Origin of the sequence: Streptococcus sp. DTU_2020_1000888_1_SI_GRL_NUU_041A, assembly GCF_032387735.1 — a bacterium.
Taxonomy (GTDB): Bacteria; Bacillota; Bacilli; order Lactobacillales; family Streptococcaceae; genus Streptococcus; species Streptococcus sanguinis.
Genome location: NZ_CP135591.1, coordinates 147,757 through 168,933, shown reverse-complemented (window position 1 = coordinate 168,933; position 21,177 = coordinate 147,757). Strand labels below are relative to the sequence as shown.

21 protein-coding genes and 1 tRNA gene are annotated in these 21,177 nt (G+C 43.5%); 4 read left to right on the top strand and 18 right to left on the bottom strand.

Annotation, left to right across the window (positions count from 1 at the left end):
• Nucleotides 1-40: 40 nt before the first annotated feature.
• The 9 genes from RSK81_RS00915 to RSK81_RS00875 all read right to left on the bottom strand — a co-directional run bounded on the left by RSK81_RS00915 (nucleotide 41) and on the right by RSK81_RS00875 (nucleotide 8,518).
• On the bottom strand, nucleotides 41-790 hold the full coding sequence (locus RSK81_RS00915) for a DUF6287 domain-containing protein (RefSeq protein ID WP_315687079.1): 750 nt from the start codon (nucleotides 788-790) through the stop codon (nucleotides 41-43).
• Between the two features lie 159 nt (nucleotides 791-949).
• The gene (locus RSK81_RS00910) at nucleotides 950-1,738 is read right to left on the bottom strand and encodes an NUDIX hydrolase (RefSeq protein WP_315687077.1); all 789 of its coding nucleotides are present in this window, start codon (nucleotides 1,736-1,738) and stop codon (nucleotides 950-952) included.
• A gap of 54 nt (nucleotides 1,739-1,792) precedes the next feature.
• Entirely contained in the window at nucleotides 1,793-2,608 is an 816-nt protein-coding gene (gene pnuC / locus RSK81_RS00905; protein ID WP_268699437.1) for a nicotinamide riboside transporter PnuC, read from the bottom strand.
• Nucleotides 2,609-2,628: 20 nt separating this feature from the next.
• Nucleotides 2,629-3,687, bottom strand: coding sequence for an AAA family ATPase (locus RSK81_RS00900; RefSeq protein ID WP_315687074.1), 1,059 nt, complete (start codon nucleotides 3,685-3,687; stop codon nucleotides 2,629-2,631).
• 186 nt (nucleotides 3,688-3,873) lie between these two features.
• Complete coding sequence (locus tag RSK81_RS00895; RefSeq protein WP_125377904.1) at nucleotides 3,874-4,275, bottom strand: DUF4430 domain-containing protein; 402 nt, start codon at nucleotides 4,273-4,275, stop codon at nucleotides 3,874-3,876.
• The gene (locus tag RSK81_RS00890; RefSeq protein WP_002926282.1) at nucleotides 4,259-4,744 is read right to left on the bottom strand and encodes a hypothetical protein; all 486 of its coding nucleotides are present in this window, start codon (nucleotides 4,742-4,744) and stop codon (nucleotides 4,259-4,261) included. Before RSK81_RS00890 ends, RSK81_RS00895 begins: the two co-directional genes overlap by 17 nt.
• A gap of 42 nt (nucleotides 4,745-4,786) precedes the next feature.
• On the bottom strand, nucleotides 4,787-5,530 hold the full coding sequence (locus RSK81_RS00885) for a DUF4272 domain-containing protein (protein WP_125377906.1): 744 nt from the start codon (nucleotides 5,528-5,530) through the stop codon (nucleotides 4,787-4,789).
• 93 nt (nucleotides 5,531-5,623) lie between these two features.
• Nucleotides 5,624-8,053 carry an ATP-dependent Clp protease ATP-binding subunit gene (locus tag RSK81_RS00880; protein WP_002926285.1) on the bottom strand — a complete coding sequence of 810 codons (2,430 nt, stop codon included), beginning with the start codon at nucleotides 8,051-8,053 and terminating at the stop codon, nucleotides 5,624-5,626.
• Complete coding sequence (locus tag RSK81_RS00875) at nucleotides 8,054-8,518, bottom strand: CtsR family transcriptional regulator (protein WP_125377908.1); 465 nt, start codon at nucleotides 8,516-8,518, stop codon at nucleotides 8,054-8,056.
• A 146-nt stretch (nucleotides 8,519-8,664) separates the two neighbouring features.
• Here RSK81_RS00875 and RSK81_RS00870 point away from each other — a divergent pair, with 146 nt between their 5' ends.
• Nucleotides 8,665-9,153 (top strand): hypothetical protein, encoded by a 489-nt coding sequence (locus RSK81_RS00870; protein WP_315687072.1) that lies wholly within the window; start codon nucleotides 8,665-8,667, stop codon nucleotides 9,151-9,153.
• A 104-nt stretch (nucleotides 9,154-9,257) separates the two neighbouring features.
• Here the strand turns inward: RSK81_RS00870 and tsf are convergent, their stop codons facing one another.
• Nucleotides 9,258-10,301, bottom strand: a complete 1,044-nt coding sequence (tsf, locus tag RSK81_RS00865) for a translation elongation factor Ts (RefSeq protein ID WP_002894014.1) — start codon at nucleotides 10,299-10,301, stop codon at nucleotides 9,258-9,260.
• Nucleotides 10,302-10,373: 72 nt separating this feature from the next.
• Nucleotides 10,374-11,156 (bottom strand): 30S ribosomal protein S2, encoded by a 783-nt coding sequence (rpsB, locus tag RSK81_RS00860; RefSeq protein ID WP_002894015.1) that lies wholly within the window; start codon nucleotides 11,154-11,156, stop codon nucleotides 10,374-10,376.
• A gap of 306 nt (nucleotides 11,157-11,462) precedes the next feature.
• Between rpsB and RSK81_RS00855 the strand changes: the two genes are divergently transcribed.
• Both RSK81_RS00855 and RSK81_RS00850 read left to right on the top strand, forming a co-directional pair.
• Nucleotides 11,463-11,533: transfer RNA gene (locus tag RSK81_RS00855), tRNA-Cys, on the top strand.
• Between the two features lie 129 nt (nucleotides 11,534-11,662).
• Entirely contained in the window at nucleotides 11,663-12,355 is a 693-nt protein-coding gene (locus RSK81_RS00850) for a hypothetical protein (RefSeq protein ID WP_125377914.1), read from the top strand.
• A 231-nt stretch (nucleotides 12,356-12,586) separates the two neighbouring features.
• Here RSK81_RS00850 and nusG read toward each other — a convergent pair whose 3' ends face one another.
• The 4 genes from nusG to pbp2a form a co-directional block, all read right to left on the bottom strand.
• Entirely contained in the window at nucleotides 12,587-13,123 is a 537-nt protein-coding gene (gene nusG / locus RSK81_RS00845; RefSeq protein WP_002894018.1) for a transcription termination/antitermination protein NusG, read from the bottom strand.
• Between the two features lie 324 nt (nucleotides 13,124-13,447).
• Nucleotides 13,448-13,627 (bottom strand): preprotein translocase subunit SecE, encoded by a 180-nt coding sequence (secE, locus tag RSK81_RS00840; RefSeq protein WP_061595377.1) that lies wholly within the window; start codon nucleotides 13,625-13,627, stop codon nucleotides 13,448-13,450.
• 9 nt (nucleotides 13,628-13,636) lie between these two features.
• Nucleotides 13,637-13,789 (bottom strand): 50S ribosomal protein L33, encoded by a 153-nt coding sequence (gene rpmG, locus RSK81_RS00835; RefSeq protein ID WP_002894024.1) that lies wholly within the window; start codon nucleotides 13,787-13,789, stop codon nucleotides 13,637-13,639.
• 68 nt (nucleotides 13,790-13,857) lie between these two features.
• Nucleotides 13,858-16,086, bottom strand: a complete 2,229-nt coding sequence (pbp2a, locus tag RSK81_RS00830; RefSeq protein ID WP_125377916.1) for a penicillin-binding protein PBP2A — start codon at nucleotides 16,084-16,086, stop codon at nucleotides 13,858-13,860.
• A 176-nt stretch (nucleotides 16,087-16,262) separates the two neighbouring features.
• Between pbp2a and RSK81_RS00825 the strand changes: the two genes are divergently transcribed.
• Nucleotides 16,263-17,135 carry an RluA family pseudouridine synthase gene (locus RSK81_RS00825; protein ID WP_185760040.1) on the top strand — a complete coding sequence of 291 codons (873 nt, stop codon included), beginning with the start codon at nucleotides 16,263-16,265 and terminating at the stop codon, nucleotides 17,133-17,135.
• A gap of 77 nt (nucleotides 17,136-17,212) precedes the next feature.
• On the opposite strand, the gene RSK81_RS00820 is transcribed toward RSK81_RS00825, so the two are convergent.
• From RSK81_RS00820 to RSK81_RS00810, 3 genes are all read right to left on the bottom strand, one after another.
• Complete coding sequence (locus tag RSK81_RS00820) at nucleotides 17,213-18,187, bottom strand: acyltransferase family protein (protein WP_125377920.1); 975 nt, start codon at nucleotides 18,185-18,187, stop codon at nucleotides 17,213-17,215.
• 184 nt (nucleotides 18,188-18,371) lie between these two features.
• Nucleotides 18,372-19,388: a UDP-glucose 4-epimerase GalE gene (galE, locus tag RSK81_RS00815; RefSeq protein WP_125377922.1), complete on the bottom strand. Its 1,017-nt coding sequence runs from the start codon at nucleotides 19,386-19,388 to the stop codon at nucleotides 18,372-18,374.
• Nucleotides 19,389-19,758: 370 nt separating this feature from the next.
• The gene (locus tag RSK81_RS00810; protein ID WP_315687067.1) at nucleotides 19,759-21,168 is read right to left on the bottom strand and encodes a hypothetical protein; all 1,410 of its coding nucleotides are present in this window, start codon (nucleotides 21,166-21,168) and stop codon (nucleotides 19,759-19,761) included.
• Between the last annotated feature and the right edge of the window lie 9 nt (nucleotides 21,169-21,177).

Genomic DNA, 21,177 nt, shown 5'->3' with positions numbered 1-21,177 from the left:
AAACAAAAGGAAGCCAATTGGACTTCCTTTTTTGTTCTGTTTAGGGTTGAGTCACTACAACGCTTGTTACTGAGCCGTCTGCTCCTGTTGTAATCTGCAGATTGGCATTGCCTTGCCCGCTTAACTGCGCATTGTATTTGCCATCATCCAGTGTATAAGAGTAGGAAGCAATGGAATAATTATCTGTCTTTCCATCTGCAGACTGGACTGTGAATTGACCATTACCTGATACAGTCACAGTATTTCCATTGGCATCCTTCCAAGTACCAGCAGCCGCTGAGAAATCCCCATCCACCATAGTCAAGACACCTTTATAGCGAGCATTGCTGGCTGCCTGTTTATTCTGAAGCTGGCGATTGCTTTCGGGCGCTTGGGCTGGTTGAGTTGCTTGATTCTGAGTGTTTTGTCGACCTGAAGCTTGCTGCGGCTGCGTTTGTTGAGCTTGAGGCGCTTCGAAAGTAGACTGTTGCTGACTGGCAGGAGCTTGGGCTTGTCCAGGCTGGCTAACTGCTCCTTCTGAAGAAGCGCTATTGCTAACCTTAGGAGAAGCGCTGGCCTTGCTGGATGACGCAACTTTTGAGCTAGAAGAAGCTTGAACAGTCTTGCTAGAACTAGCACTTCTTGCACTTTCTTCTTTCTTACCACATGCCCCTAAAAACAGACTAGAAGCCAGAACTGCAGCTGCCATCATTTTTGTATAAGTACGTGTTTTCATCTTTTGTCTCCTTGTAATATTAAGAAATCTTTTTGTAACATTATTGTAACACTGCGATTTTACTATGTCAATCATTTATGCAAAATTCTTAAAAAATTTTTTACTCAAGCGAAGTTTTGTTTCTCAATCTGCTTCTTTTGTCATGAGAAACTCGCTCCTACATATCTATTCGTAATTAAAAATGAAAAACAGGACAAATTTGTCCTGCAAGAGAAATATATGATCAGCTTTCTTTTAATCTGATTTTTCTGCCTTCAGCCGATACACTTTTCTCGGCTTCTTCTTTGGCACGCGCTTAACGCCAGCCTCCTCTAGGTATTCTCCAAATTTCACTAGAAAATTATTGCTGACAATAGGTCGTCTAGGCGTGATGAGATTGACCAACTCAGTCCCTTCATAAACAGTAAACGGTGATTCTAGCAAATGGAGAAAAGTTGGATTCCAGTCCAGTCGCCCCTGAATCCGCTTGATAGATTCCAGCAGGATTTGGTAGTGGTCAAAGGCAAAGTCCTCTGCTGCCAGGAGCCGCTCACCGTCTCTAAAACTCCTTGTCTTAAAGTCTACATCAAGAAAGGTGACTTCCTTGGCATCATCGCCAGCTTGTACTTGATCTACTGCTATGGCCGGCAGATAGACCAGATGGGCAATAGTGATGACCCAACCTCGCGGATCACGCCCAGGAGTAGATACCGTCATCAGCTGCTCCACCTTTTCCAGCGGTATCTCCAGCCCCACCTCTTCCTTGACTTCCCGAATGCAGGCCTGATAGGCATCCTCATGCTTGTCTACAAAACCTCCGACCAAAGCATATTTATTTTGATAAGGGTGAGCCTTGCGCTTGATGACCAAGAGTTTTATCTGACCTTCTACGAAGCAGTAGGCCACCATATCCGCTGTTACACTAGGTGTTTCATACTTGGGCAAATCCTGTGTCTTGTACCATGCCAAAAAGGCGGACTCATCCGCCATGGTTTCATAGTACTCTTTTTCTGACATTCCCGATGGGATATCCTGTTTGGTCATGAGTTTCTTCCTTTCCTAAGCTATCTTTTTCTATCAAAAATCTCAAGCCTTGGTCTAAGCTTTCTTCACGGCCTTGGTCCACTGATACCATCCGACGATACTATTGAGGGTATAGACCCAGTACATGGCCTGGATATGGAGATTGCTACCCCACCAGAGATAGATACTGAAGAGATTGGTCGCAATCCAGAAAATCCACTGCTCGCGATAGAGACCAGTCATGAGAAGCTGACCGATACCATTGGTCGCATCTGTCACGCTATCACGGAAAGGCCGGTGACTGTGAATGCTCTTATAAGCAAAGCCCATACCAATCCAAATCAAGGCAGTCAAGGCCAAATATTTAAGCCAGCCACGCCAGTCTAACTTCTTAGCTTCAAAATGAGATGGCTCTTCCTTATCTTGTTCATTGACCCGGTTGGACAGCCAAGTATAAAGGCCGATCGGCTGCATGATAAAGAAGTAGACCGTAGTCAACACTTCTCCGTAAAAGCTAGCCTGAAAGGACAATAGGAGATAAATAGCCGAATTAACAGCCCCGAAGAGGTAATTGCTGGCCCGCCCCTCGGCTACTAGGATGACACAGACGATGCCTGTCCAGGAAGCAAAGAGTCCCAACCAGTCATGCTGCTCCTGACCACTGGTAAACTCCAAAATAAAAGGCAAACTAGAAAGAGCAATCAAGTAGAGCCATTGAGTCAAGCTACGCCCGCCAAATAAATCCTGCCAGAGCAATTTCGCGACCCCTTTTATCCCCTGCTTTTTAGCTGCGGCACAGACATTGCGGAAATTCCGAGCAAAAGTTTGAGATTTTTGTTTCAGTCCTGCGTAAAGAGCTGCAGGAGAGAGTTTTTGATTTTTTACTACCATCTATTTTACCACTTTCTATTTTAATCTGCTTGATAAATCATGTCGATTGCTTCTTTGGCCGCCTGATAATTGTCCAAATAACTGCCAGCCAGATAGACCGTCGGAATATGAGCCAAACACTGCTCTTTCAGCCTTTTTAGATGGCTTGAAAAATCACTGCGGATAGCCTCGTCCGCCATGCTCATATCACGAAAGCCATCGTTAACATAGGTGCCGACTGGCTCAGCAAAGAGAATCAAATCCCATTTTTCCTTGGACAAAATACTGGCAAAGAGATTGTCAAAGGTATCTGTTTCTTCGTCCTGAACTGGACTTTCTTTCAGATAGTAATCATAGTAAGCCTTGGTTACCAGAGAATTTGTATCAGCCACGACCAGACCACGGTTGGCGCTGCTGTCAATTAATCTGGAAGTCTGAGCATATTGTCCTAAGAGCAGATAATAGTAGTCTTTAGGGGTCAGCTCATCGTCTCGCACATTATTTTGAATCTGGTATTCTCGAGCATATTCCAGACTAACCGGAGCATCATAAAAGCGAGCCAAATCCTTGGCCAAGGTCGTTTTACCATTGCTGGCGCTACCCATAATCAGCACTTTCTTAGTAAAGTGACGGCGGAAAGGTTGGGCGATATATTTCCAATAACGACTAGGATTTTCCCGAATCATCGTAGCTGAAATCCCAAACTGTCGCTCCTGCAAGGAAGTTTTGAAGTCGCGCTTTTCTAACTCTTCCTGATAGTCAGCCTCACCAACAAAGAAAATCAGTTCCTCTCGTTCTGCATCATAGCTCACCAACTCTAATAGAGCTGACAGCCACTTGTCCCAACCCAGAGGATAGCGTGGAAAAGAAGTTTCATCCAGTTTGTAAACCTGGGTCAATTCATCATCTGCGAAAGTCTCCCGCGTATAGCGGAATCGTTTCTGCAGAGATAGACCCACTTCCTGCCCACGGTCTCCCTCATAACCTGAAACCACCACGCGCACCTTGTCGTAAGAACGCTTAGCCTTCTGAATCAAATCGATATGCCCCTGATGCAAGGGAGCAAATGTTCCAAAGACGATTGCAATTTTTTCTTTCATACGTTTAACCTTTTTATTGTTTTTTATATTTTATTATTTCTATGATTTTATTATAAACTATATTTTTATTTTGTCAATAGTTTTTTATAAAATTTTATAAAAATATTTTTAAGAAACTTTAAAACTATATCAAGGGCACAAAAAAGAACCTAATGTCTTAAGCATCAGATTCTTATTCTAAAAGATTTATTGCTGATAGACTTCTTGGTAGAATTCCAGCTTGTCTCCATCCTTGACAGTGATTTGATTGGCTGCCTTAGGAGCCATTTCTCCGTTGACCTTAAACATCCAGTAGAGGCCCTTTGCTTCATCCTGAGCATGGCCGTCAATAGAAGTGATAAAACCATCTTTTTCTTCGACCTTATAGGCCTTCTTCAAAGCAGCCATAGCTGTCTTTCCTTCTTCAACAGCCACTGTTTTCTCGCTCTTCTCCTGACCTTCTGGTGCAATACTGATGCTGATTTTCAGTTCCTTTTTGACAGAAGAATCAGCGGAACTAGAGCCCTTGTCAGTATTTGTCTGGCTGCTGCCACAACCTACAAGGAGAAGGGCAAAAGCAAGTGTGAGCAAACTAAAGATTTTTTTCATTATAGAGCCTCCTTAAAATAGGGTACAAGAGTGGGTAAAAAAACGAGGTCGACAGTCCGTGCGCTATATTGAAGGTCAAAGCGTTGATAATCGCATAAGACCACCAGTGATAGTTGTAAAGCAAGGCTGTCAGTGTATCGATGGCAATGCCATAGCCAAAGGATAGGAGAGCTGCTACTATTCCCTGTCCCACTAGATTTAACCGAGGATAGAGCAGCCACCAAAGGCAAAGAATCAGTCCAAAGGACAGCAACTGAAAGAGGACGATTGGACTCATTCCCAAAAGAAAAGCTGATGTAAACATCGTCACAGCCATCACTAGGAGTGAAGTCGGCAAATCCTCAAAGATAACTATCAGGAAAAAGATAGCTGAGATAGGCTGCACATTGGGCAGAAAGGAAAATGCATAGCGGAAGGCCACACATAGAGCCGATAGGATGGCAATTTTAGCCATTTTGCGAGCAGACAAAGGTACCTCCTTTTCTAATTGAGTGAATCAATAGAAGTTGGACTAGGTATGCAGCTCAACAGCATCCCAGTCCTGGGCCGTATTCAGCCCCAGCAGCCAGTCAAGACCAGACCGCCTCTCCAGAACAACACTTTCATCAAGGCCAGCCGGTGCTGGCTGGTCATGAATCCGAGCATCAACACAGGCCCAATGATAACGATAAATCAAATCATCTTCATCCAGTAACTCTTCTAAGCTGCGCGGTTGGCATTTGCCCAGAAATTCCTGAAAGTCAATCGCACTAGCGACTGCGTCAATAGCAGCATCACAATCACAGATTTTATCTGGAAATGGTAAAGTATCTACTAGACCCAAGTACCAAATCAAGGACCAATAGGCCTCGTATTTCCAAACCATATTGATGATAGCTGCCGGGTCAGCACGATCTTCCAACACCGCCCTTTCTTTGGGCGTCAACTCTTCCTGCACCCCGTATTGCTGCAGTTTATCCTGCAGCCACTGGCGGCTCTCCCCATTATAATTATTATTTTCGATATCCAAGGCTGCCTGAATAATCAAGAGGCTGCTAATAGCCCGACGCGCAATTTCTTCTAGCGAGCGCGGTCGCACCTGCTCAGCACCTTCGATAACCGGCAAATGCTCAATGTAAGGAATACCTTCCTTTTTCAAGCGCTGTATACTAGCCGCCTTGCGCTCTTCTGGTGTTTTCAATTTGGCTTTCTTGCCAGCAAACAAATCTTTAAAAAACGACATATCAGCCTCCAATCCTTCAATTCCCAGTTTCATTGAATGATGAAATAACTGTTCGGTATCTATAGGTATGCTTTCTATCAAGGATTAACCGAAAGCACTCAACTTTCCATTGCAAGGTTTCGCTTTCTAGGCCATTTCAAACTTGAGTTGGCCAGCTTTGACTCCGACCTTAAGAGTTTGACCCGTTGTCAAATCTCCTGTCAAAAGTAGCTCAGACAACTTGTCCTCTACCTGGGTCTGCAGAGTGCGGCGCAATGGCCGTGCCCCCATTTCCACATCGTAGCCTTCCTGAGCCAGCAGCTTAAGGGCACTAGCCTGGAACTTCAGCTCAATTCCCTTATCAGCAAGACTGACAATGAGCGGTTTGACCATAACCTTGACCACTTCCTGCATATCTTCTGCAGATAAGCTGTGGAAAACTACCTTTTCGTCGATACGGTTGATAAACTCTGGTCGATAAGCTTTCTTAAGCTCTTCCAGCATCCGTTTTTCCATATTGGCATGGTCCAAGCGAATATCCCGCGCTACAAAGCCCACCGTCTTATCATCCCGCAAACTAGTTGCCCCCAGATTGCTGGTCATGATAATAATCGTGTTGGAGAAGTCCACCTTGCGGCCCTTGCTGTCAGTCAGTTGACCATCATCCAAGACCTGCAGGAGGACATTGAAAATATCTGGATGCGCCTTTTCCACTTCGTCAAAGAGCAGGACAGAATAAGGTCGGTTGCGCACCTTTTCCGTCAGCTCCCCTCCTTCTTCATAGCCTACATAGCCTGGAGGCGCTCCGTTGAGGCGACTAGCCGCGAATTTCTCCATGTACTCACTCATATCAAATCGTATGAGAGCAGACTCGTCATCAAAGAGACTTTCGGCCAAAGCCTTGGCTAGCTCTGTCTTCCCGACTCCTGTCGGACCTAGGAACATAAAAGATCCGATCGGCCGCTTGCTGCTGCGGATACCAGACTGGTTCCGTCGGATAGCTCGGCTGATAGCTGAAATCGCCTCGTCCTGCCCAATCACGCGTTTATGCAGTTCTGTTTCCAAATTGAGGTATTTCTTCGCATCTGTCTGAGTCAGCTTCTGCACAGGAATCCCAGACAAGCCACTAAGAGTAGCCAAGACATCGTCTTCTTCCACTTTCAGTTTATAGAGCTTGGGTTGCTGCTCTTGCTCAAGCAGCCTCGACACCTTTTTAAAGTCCGCTGCCATCAAGGCTTGATCCACTGGCGTCAAATCCGACTGCTCGTAATTCTGTGTCCCTCTATTCTGCACTGTCGCACTGGCCTCGTCCAAAAGATCAATGGCAGAGTCCGGCAGATGCTTGCTAGTCAGATAGCGATGGGCATATTTCACCGCCGTCTCAATCGCTTGATCACTAATCTGCACCTTGTGATGGTCCTCATAGCTCTTTCTCAAGCCTTGTAAAATAGCAATGCTGTCAGCCACATTAGGCTCTTCTATGCTGACCTTGGCAAAACGCCGGGAAAGGGCCGCATCTTTTTCAATATGTTTCTGGTACTCTTCCTGCGTCGTAGCGCCAACTGTCCGCAGAGTTCCGCGAGCCAGAGCCGGTTTCAGGATATTGGCCGCATCCAAGGTTGAGTCAATACCGCTGCCAGAGCCCATGATGGTATGAAGTTCATCGATGAAAAGAATAACATGACCATCTTCTTCAATGTCATTGATGATGTTGTTCATCCGCTCCTCGAAATCTCCGCGAAAGCGAGTTCCAGCAACTACATTCATCAAGTCCAGTTCCAAAACCCGCATCTTGGCAAGTTCAGCAGGAACCTGACCAGCTGCCACACGCTGGGCCAGACCTAAAGCCAGAGCTGTCTTACCAACCCCAGCATCTCCAACCAGCACTGGATTGTTTTTAGTCTTGCGACTGAGAATCTGAACTATTCGTGAAATTTCCTGATCACGGCCAATTACGGGCTCCAATCGGCCATCTCTAGCCAGCTCCGTCAAATCTCGAGTGTAGTCTTCTAGCCCCCCGCTGGTAGAAGCTGGCATACCCATCATATTGGCCATGGTCTGCTTAGCGGCCATTACTCCCTTATTCAGACTGCGAATAGCCTTGATATCTTCCTTGCCCCAGCCAGCTCGCTGCTCCAAGACCTTTCGCAAATCACTGATTTTCGGCCCCTGCTCTTTGTCCTCGTAGCTAAAGCCGGTAAATTCCAGAATACGAGAGGCCAAGGTCCCCCGGTCAAATAGCATGGCCAGCAGCACATGCTCAGTACCTACATGCTTAGCCCGAACAGCTTCTGCAATCTGCCCCGCTTCCTCAAACAGCTCCTCTAAGCGATAAGAAAAAGGCAGCAGCTCGAAGTGACCGTCTTTCTGATAAGCCTGACCAGTAATCTGAAAAGCCGCTTCTTCAAATCCATCAACTTCCACAGGAAACTCATTGAGGACTGAGCCAGCAACGCTGTAGGGATTATTAGCCAGAGCAATCAGCAGATGCCATGATTCCAGATAATCTGTCGTAAAATGGCCGGCCAAGAGCTGGGCTGCTTCCAAGCTTTCTATTAAGGCTTTTGAGTATTTCATTTATGATTCCATTCCTTTTCTGTCTAGTTGTTGTAAAATCTTTTTTAATATCCGGGCACGAATCACCGCAGCTCCATCACCTAAAATCAAGTCCGATGCTGTTGACAAGATTAGATTGCCCTCACGTTCAGTCATAATCTTCTCGTCAAAAAGAAGCTGAATAACATCTGTGAAAACCTGCTGGCTGACACGCTCTCCCACACTGTCGTACAGGCCGCAAAGCATCTGATGCCGGTCGGAAAATTCTATCTTTCCAATCCGAATATAGCCTCCGCCGCCACGCTTACTCTCGACGATATAGCCCCGGCTTTCCGTAAAACGCGTCTTAATCACATAGTTAATCTGACTGGGAACCACCTGAAAAACATCAGCCAGTTCACTGCGTTTCAGTTCAACCATTCCTGCCTGAGCCAGAATAGACTTGATATATGCTTCAATACTGTCCGATGTGTTTTTTGCACCCATGACTTCCCTTTCCAGTTGAGAATTTCAGAATAAATTTCTTTTTTCCTTGTTTCTCTAACATTGACTATCTTTGACTAATATTATACCGGAAAAGTCTCTATTTTAAAAGAAAAAGGGATGACTGAAAGATCTGACAATTCAAACTAGTGAAAAAGCTTTGTCAGGTTTGTGTAACCGCTTGCTTTTTGCTTTTAAAGCGTTATAATATAGGTGGAAATCCACAAGGAAAAGACAGACAGAAACTTCTGCCTGCCAACGATCATCTAAACAAGGAGGATAATCCAATGAAAATGGATTGGCTCAACTATTCTCGTCATGTGCTCAAATGGCTCTTTGCAGCCCTGAGTATTTTCACCATCTTTTCTGCTGACTATGTTGATATTCCTATCGGAGCTCTCATCGCCTGTCTTTATGCTCCCCTGCTCTTCGAACAGGAGCTGGTCAGCAACCGAGTCAAATGGTATAGCTTTCTGATTATGATGGTGGTTACTCTGCCCCTTTTGTTTATTACCAAAGTCTACCAGTTTAGCCTAACTTACCCCCAAACCACAGCTCTTCTCTTCATATTGGTAGTCTTGATTTTTACCAACGGCTTGATTGCTCATAAGGAAGAAAGAGAAAAAGCAGCTAAGTGATGCTACTCACCATTCTAAACTTGATGTTTCAAAATGCTACAAATGAAAAGGTCTGAGAAAAAACCTCAGACCTTTTTATCGTTCTATTTCTAAGCTAAAAGCGATTAATTTTGACCAAGAGCAGCAGCCATTGTTGCAGCTACTTCGTTTTCAAAGTCGTTAGCAGCTTTCTCGATACCTTCACCAACTTCAAAGCGAGCGAACTCAACTACTGAAGCATTTACTGATTCAAGGTAAGCTTCAACTGTCTTGCTGTCATCCATGATGTATACTTGTGCAAGAAGTGTGTATGCTTGGTCAACTTTAGTGTTGTCAAGCATGAAGCGATCCATTTTACCTGGGATAATCTTGTCCCAAATCTTTTCAGGTTTGCCTTCAGCAGCCAACTCAGCCTTGATGTCTTCTTCAGCTTGAGCAACAACTGCATCAGTCAATTGAGCTTTAGAACCGTATTTCAAGTGTGGAAGAGCTGGCTTACCAACCATTGCACGGCTTTCGTTGTCTTGATCGATGACGTGGTTCAATTGTGCCAATTCATCTTTAACAAATTGCTCATCCAATTCTTTGTATGAAAGAACAGTTGGTTTCATCGCAGCAATGTGCATAGAGATTTGCTTAGCAAGAGCATCGTCTCCACCTTCGATAACGGAGATAACTCCGATACGGCCACCGTTGTGTTGGTAAGCACCAAAGTGTTGAGCATCTGTCTTTTCAATCAATGCAAAGCGACGGAAAGAGATTTTTTCTCCGATAGTTGCAGTTGCAGATACGTATGCAGCTTCAAGAGTTTCACCTGAAGGCATTGTCAAAGCAAGCGCTTCTTCGTTGTTAGCTGGTTTGCCTTCAGCGATTACTTTCGCAGTTGCATTTACCAAGTCAACAAATTGAGCATTTTTCGCAACGAAGTCAGTTTCAGCATTCACTTCAACAACAGCGGCAACATTACCGTTTACATAAACACCTGTCAGACCTTCAGCGGCAACACGGTCAGCTTTCTTAGCTGCTTTTGCCATCCCTTTTTCGCGAAGTAATTCAATCGCTTTTTCGATGTCACCATCAGTTTCAACAAGTGCTTTTTTAGCGTCCATGACACCAGCACCAGATTTTTCACGCAATTCTTTGACAAGCTTAGCTGTAATTTCTGCCATTTTTCTTCTCCTATTTTTTAATGTAAATAAAGGAGCTGGGCTGAGCCCTGCCCCTTTAGGTTAGTTTACTGATTATTCGTTTGAACCTTCAACAACTTCAACGATTTCTTCGATAGAATCTGCTTGAGTTTCAGTTGCAGCCAATTCTGCTTCTACTGATTCAACGCTATCTTCACCTTGACGGCCTTCGATAACAGCATCAGCCATTTTCGCAGTGATCAATTTAACCGCACGGATTGCATCGTCGTTCGCTGGGATAATCACATCGATATCATCAGGATCAGTGTTAGTATCAACCATGGCAACCACTGGGATACCTAATTTCTTAGCTTCCTTAACAGCGATTTGCTCTTTATGAGGGTCAACTACGTACATCACATCTGGGATACGAGGCATATCTTCGATACCGCCCAAGAATTTTTCAAGACGAGCACGTTGTTTGTTGAGAAGAGCGACTTCTTTCTTAGGAAGAACTTCGAAAGTTCCGTCTTCTTCCATGCGTTTGATTTCTTTCAAACGAGCTACACGTTTTTGGATAGTAGACCAGTTTGTAAGAGTTCCACCCAACCAACGGTGGTTGATGAAGTATTGACCTGAACGTTCTGCTTCTTCTTTGACAGCGTCAGCAGCTTGCTTTTTAGTACCAACGAAGAGGATAACTGCATCGTTAGCAGCAGCATCACGCATAAAGTCGTAAGCTTGGTCAGCATACTTTACAGTTTGCTGCAAGTCGATTACGTGGATACCGTTACGCTCAGTGAAGATGTATTTAGCCATCTTAGGGTTCCAGCGACGAGTTTGGTGACCAAAGTGAACACCAGCCTCAAGAAGTTGTTTCATTGAAATTACTGCCATGAGTAAATTCTCCTTTTTGTTTTTTTCCTCTTTTAGATTTCAGCTCGCAGGACCACCCGAGGGCAACAGTCCCACAATTCATCTAAAATGAGTATTTTGCCATTTACACGGCACTCTCTATTATAACAAATGCGCAGCTCTTTGACAAGGCATTTACCAGATTTTCTGCCACTAAGTACGAATTCTACCTCTCAGCTGAACATTTGTTCCTGAAGCGTTCAGAATGGTAGCGCCTAATATTTTCTGATTTGACTTTGAAAGACTCTTGACGAAAGCAAGTATTTACGATAGAATAATAAGAGTTGCGGCGGTATAGCCAAGTGGTAAGGCACGGCTCTGCAAAAGCTTGATCGTCGGTTCAAATCCGTCTACCGCCTTCGTAAATATATTTCTAGAAGCCCACCAAAGGGCTTTTTTATTGCATTTCCTATTGTTTCTAGCAAACTTTGCTGATATAATATTATAAAAATATCATTCATCATCAGCGAAAGGAAAAAAGATTGATTATGAAAAAAGTTAGCTTCTATGCCCTCAGCCTTCTCTCTCTGCTAGCTCTCTCAGCCTGCATACCTGCCAAGCAGACGCAGCAAAGAAAAAAGACGCCTAGCTCCCTCAAAGCTTCGAAAAGTTCAACCTCAACAAAGGAATCTAGCAAAAAAAGTTCCTCTTCTAGTGAAGATGATGAAGACTACTCTACTTCTTCTAGCTCTAATACTCGCAAGGACCCTAATGCTCAAATCAGCCTAATTGATCAGGGAGAGGCTCTGGAAGCTCTTGGGGATATCCCTGAAATTCCAAAATGGGCTGAATTTAAAACCATAAAAGTTGAGTCCCTTATAGGATCTGCTGGTCCTACTCCCAGCACCAAAGATGAGGTTGTCAGCAAAATGGGACCCGCTGACTCAGATATGGGAAGTGGCGGCTTTTGGCGAGGAACTGATTACAGCATCTTGATAAGTTTTAGTGACCAGGGAGCAGTAACTACCAAGACAGCCAGCCTACCTAATCCTAAGAAAATCAACAATCTCAAGGATGTGCAACCTGGGATGTCCGCGCAGGAGGTCGTTGCTAAACATGGACGCCCAGAAACAATCGCAGTCTTTGGCCACTCAACTGTTTTTGGATGGGAAGGTCAAGATGGCAAAGATTACAGCGTCATGTTCGATCAAGATAAAGTCTATCAGATTGTTGAACCGTAAAATGTAAATTTGCTATTTTAAACTTTAGATTTTATAGAACTCTATTAATTTCTCTACTCAGAATAATCAAATCGTTGGGGTAATGTCTACCTATCAAATGAAACAAACTAAAGACATTATTGACTCCGTCATTAAGGATAAGTAATCTCACACTTCGTTCCAAAAACACAAAAATCCAAGACTGAAAAAAGTCTTGGATTTTATTTTTGACGAGGATAGCGGCTTCGTCAATTAAAGTTCTGCAATTTGGCTAAGATTAACTTCAGCCACGGTGTCATTGCCAAACATGGAAATAATCATCTTGACCTTGTTATTATCAATCTCAGTAATCTTACCTGTATAGTCAGTGAAGGCACCATCAATGATACGAACGGTATCTCCAACCTTGACATCCAAGTCAAATTCCTGCACTGTTTGACCCATGGAGATGAGAATGTTGCGAATCTCTTCTTCCAAGAGCGGCGTTGGTTTAGAGCGGTTTCCGTGTGACCCGACAAATCCTGTTACATTCGGAGTATTCCGCACGACAAACCAAGCTTCGTCTGTCATTACCATTTCCACCAAGACATAACCAGGGAAGCGGTTTTCTTCGATTTCCTTGGTCTTGCCATTTTTCTCTACTTGCACGGTCTGAGTAGGGATTTCCACGCGCAAGATATTTTCCAGCATATTATAAGTCTGAGCGCGCTGCAAAAGATTTTCTTTTACTTTGTTTTCATAACCTGAATAGGTCTGCAGTACAAACCAGCCTTTGTCAAAACTGTCCATGAGTTCATCCTTTCCTAAATAAAAAAGCCTATGGGCTTCTGCTTCTTTCTAGCCCTATTATACCATAATTTCCTCAAATGCAAAGGAATTTAATAACTATTTTCCTGACAAATCAAAGTCTTGCAATTCTGCCCAAAAATTCTTGAATCAGCGTTGTCTAGTATGAGAAATTTTTATTTCAAACGATGAATTATAGATAGATTTGATTTTTTTGAAATTGTCAGCGTGTAAATAAGGACATACGCCAAAAATCCCACCTACTCACAATAGGTGGGACTTTGAATAATATGCCTGTTGTAGACTTTTTTATTTCTACTTAAATCATTAAGAGAAAATATTCAGAATCTGGAAAAGACCGCTTGCCACTACTTTGTCAAAGATATAGATGATTACTACAAAGAATGCAGTGTATTCCATGACAGAAATAAAATCTATCCATCTTTCTTTTCGGGTAGGCCAAGTTGTATCTTTCAATAGTTTAAAAACATCTTTAAAGAATTTCACAACAATCTCCTATCTAGTTTCTTTATGCAGGGTGTATTTACTGCAATGCTTACAAAATTTATTAACTTCTAAACGCGTTGGTTTTGGAGTGCTACTGAGCTTAACCGAGTAGTTCCTAGAACCACAGACTGTACACGCTAGACTCGCTTTTTTTAATGCCATAACGCCTCCATCTTTCTTATTATAGCAGGATTCTATGCTTTTGACAAGCCGTTCAGCTCTTTTAAATCCTATTGAAACCAGCTGGTAACAGTATCCCAGAGGTTTTTCGCTTTCTCAGGAATACCAGTGTCATCAATGGCTTTCTTGGCTTCATCCACCAGATTTTGAGCTCGGTCCTGAACGTCCTGCAGGAAGTCTTTATTTTCAGTTGTAGTACCCGTTTCCTCTGTACCATAGGTATCCACAGGGGCAATGCCGTTGGCAGCATAGGCATTCTTCTGCCCTTCAAAGGAAGTTCCTTCTGTATATGGCAGGATACTATTGGCAACATTTCGGAAAACTGCCGAGGCTTCATTCGCACTGGTCCCAGTCAGATAGTGGGTCTCATCAGTTTTTGGAAAGCCTAGCCACTGGCTGATAACCACATCTGGCGTATAACCAATAACCCATTGGTCACCAGATAGATCTGGGTTAAAGTCCGTTTCAGTCGTACCGGTCTTACCAGCCATAGTATAGCCATACGGAGCCGCATAGATACCTGTACCGTTCGAGAAAGTCCCCAGCATCATGCTGTTCATCTTGTCAGTCGTTGAGCTATTGAGGACCCGAGTAGAGGTTTGGCGATGGGTCTTGACGACCTGACCGCTGGCATTTTCAATTTTTGTAATGAGATGGGCATCATTCATCACACCGCCGTTGGCAAAGACTGAATATGCTTGCGCCATCTGCATTGGATTGGTTGTAACTCCGCTTCCTAGAGCCACGCCCAAAGTTTTATCAACCTTGTCCATATTCAGACCAAACTTTTTCCCGTACTCAAAGGCTTTGTTGATGCCTAGCTCGTCTACAGTTGAAACAGCTGGAATGTTCAGAGATTCTGCCAAGGCTTGATACATTGGAACTTTGGGGGAGCTTTGGATATTGCCGTAGTTGTTAATGGTATAGTCGCCAAAGGTGGTTCTAGTATTATCCAGCTCCTTATCTGTCGGCCAACCAGCAGCGACGGCCGGGCTGTATGCAACCAAGGGCTTGATAGTAGAGCCAGGGCTGCGGGAGGACTGGGTTGCATAGTTAAAGCTTCTGAAAGTCGAGCCTTCTGCACTATTGACTCGCCCTACTAGTGCTCGCACACCGCCGGTTTTTGGATCCAAGGCAACACTGCCCGACTCAGCCATAGTGCCATCTTCTGCTACAGGAAAGAGAGAGACATTGCTGTAAATAACCTGCATGCTGGCTTGGTAGTTCTGATCCAGTTCAGTATAAATGCGGTAGCCATTATTAACAATCTCTTCTTCAGTTAAGCCGTAGTCATTGACCGCTTCATTGATGACCGCATCGAAATAGGATGGATAGCGATAGTCTTCTGACTTACCGGCATAAGCATCAACCAGCTGGCCACCGATTCCTACAGCGGCAGCCTGATCAGCTGTCCCCTGATCAATAAAGCCTGCAGCAACCATATTTTGCAGCACCGTATCGCGGCGATTGGTCGCATTTTCAACTGAATACAGTGGATTATAAATCTCCGGTCCCTTGAGCATACCAGCCAGAACAGCCGACTGGTCCAGACTAAGCTGACTAGCCGAAACTCCGAAATATTTCTTAGAGGCATCCTCCACACCCCAGACCCCATTCCCAAAATAGGAATTATTGAGGTACATGGTCAGGATTTCCTGCTTGCTGTATTTCTTATTGATTTCCAGAGCCAGGAAAAATTCCTTGGCCTTCCGCTCAATGGTCTGGTCCTGAGACAGATAGGCATTCTTGGCCAGCTGCTGGGTGATGGTAGAACCCCCACCCGAGCGACCAGCTGTCAAAATAGCCAAGATAAAACGACTGTAGTTAATCCCGCCATTCTCATAGAAAGTCCGGTCCTCTGTCGCGATGACAGCATTCTGCAGGTCTTGACTAATCTCGGTCAGCTCAACATAAGTTCCTTTCTGACCAGACAAGCTTCCCGCTTCATTGCCATCCTTGTCAAAGATGAGCGTGGTAGCTTTGAGGGCATTCTGCAAATCCTTGACATTGGTCGTCTTAGCCACATAAAAGAGATAGCCACCGACCACCAGACCAAAGGTCAAGCCGAGAATCAGGAATATCTTGGTCAGATGAAACCTGCGCCAAAAACGACGGATAGGGTGCTGAGAGAGAGGTTTCTTCTTGGTCTTGCCTGAACGGCTGAGACCAGACTTAGCCTGCTCTTCTGTCAGCTCTACCTCCTCTGCTGCTTCTTTTTGAGGTTTCTGTACAGTAAAATAATCTACTAATTTTTCAAACAAATCTTTTAAATTCTTCATAAACCTTATTTTATCACCTTATTTAGGTGCAGACAAGAAAGTACCCTATTTCCTGTCTGATTTTTAGTTATTTTTAAGAAAAAGGGTATATTAAATAGCCGTTTAAAGCCCTCTGCAGCAAGTTTTATCCGACACTGCCTATTTCCAAAGTTATGGCTTTCTGCTACAATAAATGTATGAAATTTACACTGACTATCCCAGATGGACTGCCTGCCATGACAGTCAAAGAGCTGCTGGAAGAACAATTTCTCATTCCGCGAAAAATTCGGCACTTTCTGCGGACCAAAAAGCACGTGTCTGTCAACGGTCTAGCTATCAACTGGCAGACTGTAGTCAAATCTGGAGATGATATCTGCCTGATATTTGACGAGGAGGATTATCCTCAAAAGACAATCTTATTTGGAAATGGCGAACTCGTAGAGGAGCTCTATCAGGACCAGCACCTCATTATCGTCAATAAACCCGAGGGTATGAAAACCCACGCTAATGAACCAACAGAGCTAGCCCTTCTTAATCATGTTTCTGCCTATGTTGGCGAGACCTGCTATGTCGTTCACCGGCTAGATAAAGAAACCAGCGGTGCTGTCCTCTTTGCCAAGAATCCCTTTGTCCTGCCCATCCTCAATCGACTGCTGGAAAAGCGAGAAATCAGCCGCGAATATTGGGCTCTGGTCCAAGGCGAGTTCCCAGCTAAAAAGCTTATCTATAAAGACAAGATTGGCCGCGACCGCCATGATCGCAGGAAACGGCTGGTCGACCCCCGAAAAGGACTCTATGCAGAGACTCATGTGAATCGGCTCAAGCAATTTGGGCAGGCTAGCTTGGTCAAATGCCAACTCAAGACTGGCCGCACCCATCAGATCCGTGTCCATCTGGCTCACCACGGACACCAACTGGTCGGCGATCCCCTTTATCATCCGCAGCCCCAAGGCCGGCTTATGCTCCACGCCCATCGGCTGACCTTCACCCACCCTTTTACGCTAGAAAAAATCACCGTCGAAGCCCGCTCTGATAGTTTTGAAAAAGTATTAAGCAGTCTGAAGCCATGATAGACCAAGAAAAGCAACAGAATTACCTGTTGCTTTTAGTTTGGAGTCAAAGCGAGGATAAGCTATGCCAGCTTACATCACTGAGCCGGAAGTGCACTGATAAGTCTGGGCCTGATGGTTTTCTGAAAAGCTATGCTCAGCAAATAAGACAGTAAGAAAATGATAAAAAAGCCAAAACTGTAAATGGTATTCCGAGGCATTATCGACCTGAAAATGAAGATAATGAAGGGATGAATGATATAAATCATGGTGGCGTACTTTTTGGCAATATTATTCAAAATCGGAATATCAATATTGGTCCCATTTCTGACCGCGTAGAAGAAAATTGCACTGGAAGACAAAAGGGTACTAGGATAGAGGTCGTACTCCGTACCCATGAAACAATACTCAAGCAGAATCAAGCCTGCTATTCCCAAACCAATCGCCCATTTCCTGACAGACGACAAGTCGTAGGCTAAAATCCGATCCCGATGCTTGGCAAACTGCATGCCTAAAATGAAAAAGGGAAGCCCCATAAACAGGAAGTTGCGATAGTAAAATTCGCTGTCTGTATTGAACTCGATACAAAAGGCCAGAACCAACAAGAACAGGGACACACCAAAACTAGTTAAGCGGTGGAAATGCTTATAAAAAATCAAATAAAGCGTGTAGATATAAGAAATAGCCAGCAAATACCAAGTCGGCGTGGCAGCTGAGCCAATCAAGTCTCTGGGACTATTAAAGAGGAAAAAGTCCGCAAAATCAGATAAGTCTATAGATGCCATCTTTTCTGTTAGCTCTCTGGTTAGCACTAGGTTGACAAAATGCACAATCGTGTAAAACAGGAGACTGGCAGCTGTCAAAAGAAGCATCTGCTTGAGACGATACTTGACCTTATCTTTGGAAATATTATAGGAAAAATAGCCCGACAGCATCATGAAAAAGGGAACTGCAAAGCGGGCCACAATTTGATAAAAAACGCCAAATTGCCCCGGCAGCAGAAAGTGTAAGGAAACAATACTAAAGCAAGCTAGGGCCTTAAAAGCGTGCAAAGTTGTGTTTTCAGTTTTCATGCACACATTATAGCATGTTTATTATTACAGCTCATCAAGACCAGATTACACGCCCATTAAAAAACATATCAATTGATGACATTCTTTAAGAAGTTTTGCATCTGTGGGAGAAGACAGCTCTTATATAGAAAAACTCTTCTGCACTATTACAGAAGAGCTTTATTTACCTGACTGATATTCTACATTAGCCTTCATAGCCATTAGGATTTGAGCTTTGCCATCTCCAAGAATCTCGCATCATATCTTGGAGAGTTTTCTCAGCTTTCCAGCCCAAAATGTCATTCGCTTTACTTGCATCGGCATAGCAAGTCGCCACATCTCCAGGTCGCCTATCCTTTATAGTATAAGGAATTTTCACACCATTGACATTTTCAAAGGCTTTAACCATATCCAGTACACTATAACCAATCCCTGTACCAAGATTGAAAACAGCGACCCCCTTGTTTTCTAAATTATGTTTCAAAGCCAAAATATGACCCTTGGCTAGATCGACCACATGAATATAATCGCGCACTCCTGTACCATCATGTGTATCATAGTCATTTCCGAAAACGCTAAGCTCTTGTAAATTACCGACCGCAACCTGAGTTATATAAGGCATGAGGTTATGAGGAATACCATTTGGAGCCTCACCAATCAGACCAGACTCATGAGCACCAATTGGATTGAAGTAACGAAGATTGGTTACAGACCAATCTGAATGTGCAAGAGCAAGATCCGTCAAAATCTGTTCCATCATCAGCTTGGTGTAACCATATGGATTGGTCGCTGAAATAGATAAATCTCCTGTCAAGGATGAACAATGATTCATTCCATAGACCGTGGCACTGGAGCTAAAGATAATATGTTCTACCTTGTGCTCTTTCATAACTTCAAGAAGAGCAATACCAGCACTGACATTATTTTCGTAATATTTAAGTGGTTCCCGCACCGATTCTTCTACTGACTTATAGGCCGCTAAATGAATGACTGCATCAATGTGATTGTCTTTGAAAATCTGGTCCATCAGATTTTTATCAGAAATCGAACCCTTGAAAAACGGAATATTCTTACCAGTGATAGTTTCTAAGCGCTCTAGCACTTCTGGAGAGCTATTCGAAAAGTTATCCACGATAATGGCTTCATAGCCTGCTACGACTAGTTCAACCACTGTGTGACTTCCTATATATCCCGCTCCACCTGTGACTAAAATTTTTTTCATAGGACACCTCTTCTTGCTAATCCTCAAGTTCTCTTTAATTTTACTATTGCAACTAACAGGTATTTCTCTTTCTAAAGTTGACCGCCGAATTCTGCACCTACTTAAAATACCAAAAACTAGCCCAATTTGCTATCCTAGCAGCTCTGCTCTCCTGATGCCTTTTGAAATCTCTTCATGGTAGAATAACTTGCAAAACCATTTATATTCAAAGGCATAAAGAACGGAATTATTTTAGCTAATTTCTAGTTATTCTAAAAAATACCATAATCCGCAATAAGTTACTTTGTATGCTAACACTACATTACAAACATAAAAAGCCCAGACAGGGCTTAGTATTTAGATTGTTAAACTATTTATAATTTATCAAGCATCAACGAGCCCGCAATTGTTGGAGCAGACCTTTCAAACTTTGGTATTTGTAAATGCTATAGGTCAGATAGACAAATCCGTAGGCTGTTGCAGCTAGATAAACTGATAAAAACCAATTCGAAGCAATAAACACAAGCGTCATTAGCAACTCAACCCAGATATCTTTGACGACCTCAATCTGCATTCTCTTGGCTAAGATTAGCTCTGCCAATATACTCCTAGTCGCCAGCAGCAGTACGATAGACAGCACTGTAGCATTCAGATTGTGCAGAAAAACTGCAAAAATCAGGGTAGTAGCAAAGCTTAAGAGCATGGCAATTACATTTACTTTAAAAATCTGCCTCTCCATTCGCAGGGCTTTTAAGTAGGTATTGATAAGCAGAGCCATCTTGCCCTCGTAGACAGACATAGGAAAGACTAGAGCCATAAATATCAAGGACTCTCTGTAAGCCGGTAGCCAGCTGTCCAAAGCTATTTTTAGGGGATAATACAGCAAAAGCACTCCAAACATAAGAACCATAAGGACATTCCGCAACTGATTGTAAATCTTAGGCAACTTGCTTTCGTCCGTCCGTTTCAAAATCGGAAAGATGACCAAACCGATAGCGTTGATAAAGGTCATCAGCAGATTGGAAATGCTCAGAGTCAAGGACACTTTCCCAAATGTAGCAATGTTCCATACCCTTTGAACCCCCATTCGAACCGTCCCGATAATGAGCATACTGGCTACATTTGATAGCATCAGATTGATACCGACAGCAATATTGCGAACCATTTCCTGTATATCAAGCTTAAACTGATTGAGAGGTCGCAGGGCCATATCTCGGCACAGATACATGGCATAAAAAAGAGAAACAACTCTACCAATCAAATCTGCATAGACCATAATCTTGAAGTCTCGAAAACCCACGAAAATAAAGACCAGCAAAATCAGTAAATAGAGGAGTCGGTCTCCACTGACAACATAGGAACTTTCCTTCAGTCGATTAGTCATCTGCAAAACGTAAACAAAGAGAAAGCGCAGATTGGTGACCAACATGGTATAAACCAAAAGTATAAAAACAAACCGACTGCTCTCATCTCTAATAAAGGCAGAAGTCCCTAAGAAAAATAAAATTCCAATCCCTGTCAAATAGATCAAAAGCATGAGAAACTGAGAGAAAAACTTTTCTTTATCCAGATCATCATACTCCAAACCACCGTAGCGAAGGTAGATTCCGTCCACCCAGCCTAGATGAACAAAACCAGCATAGGATAAATAGAAAATATAGAGTTGCCAGTATCCATACTCCTCTACACCCATAATCTTAGGCAAAATCAAGACAACCAGAGAAGAAACTATTACTGTCAGCAAATTGGACAAGACGACATAGGAAAAATTAGCTATTATTTTTTTAAATCCACCAGACAAATTTGCCCT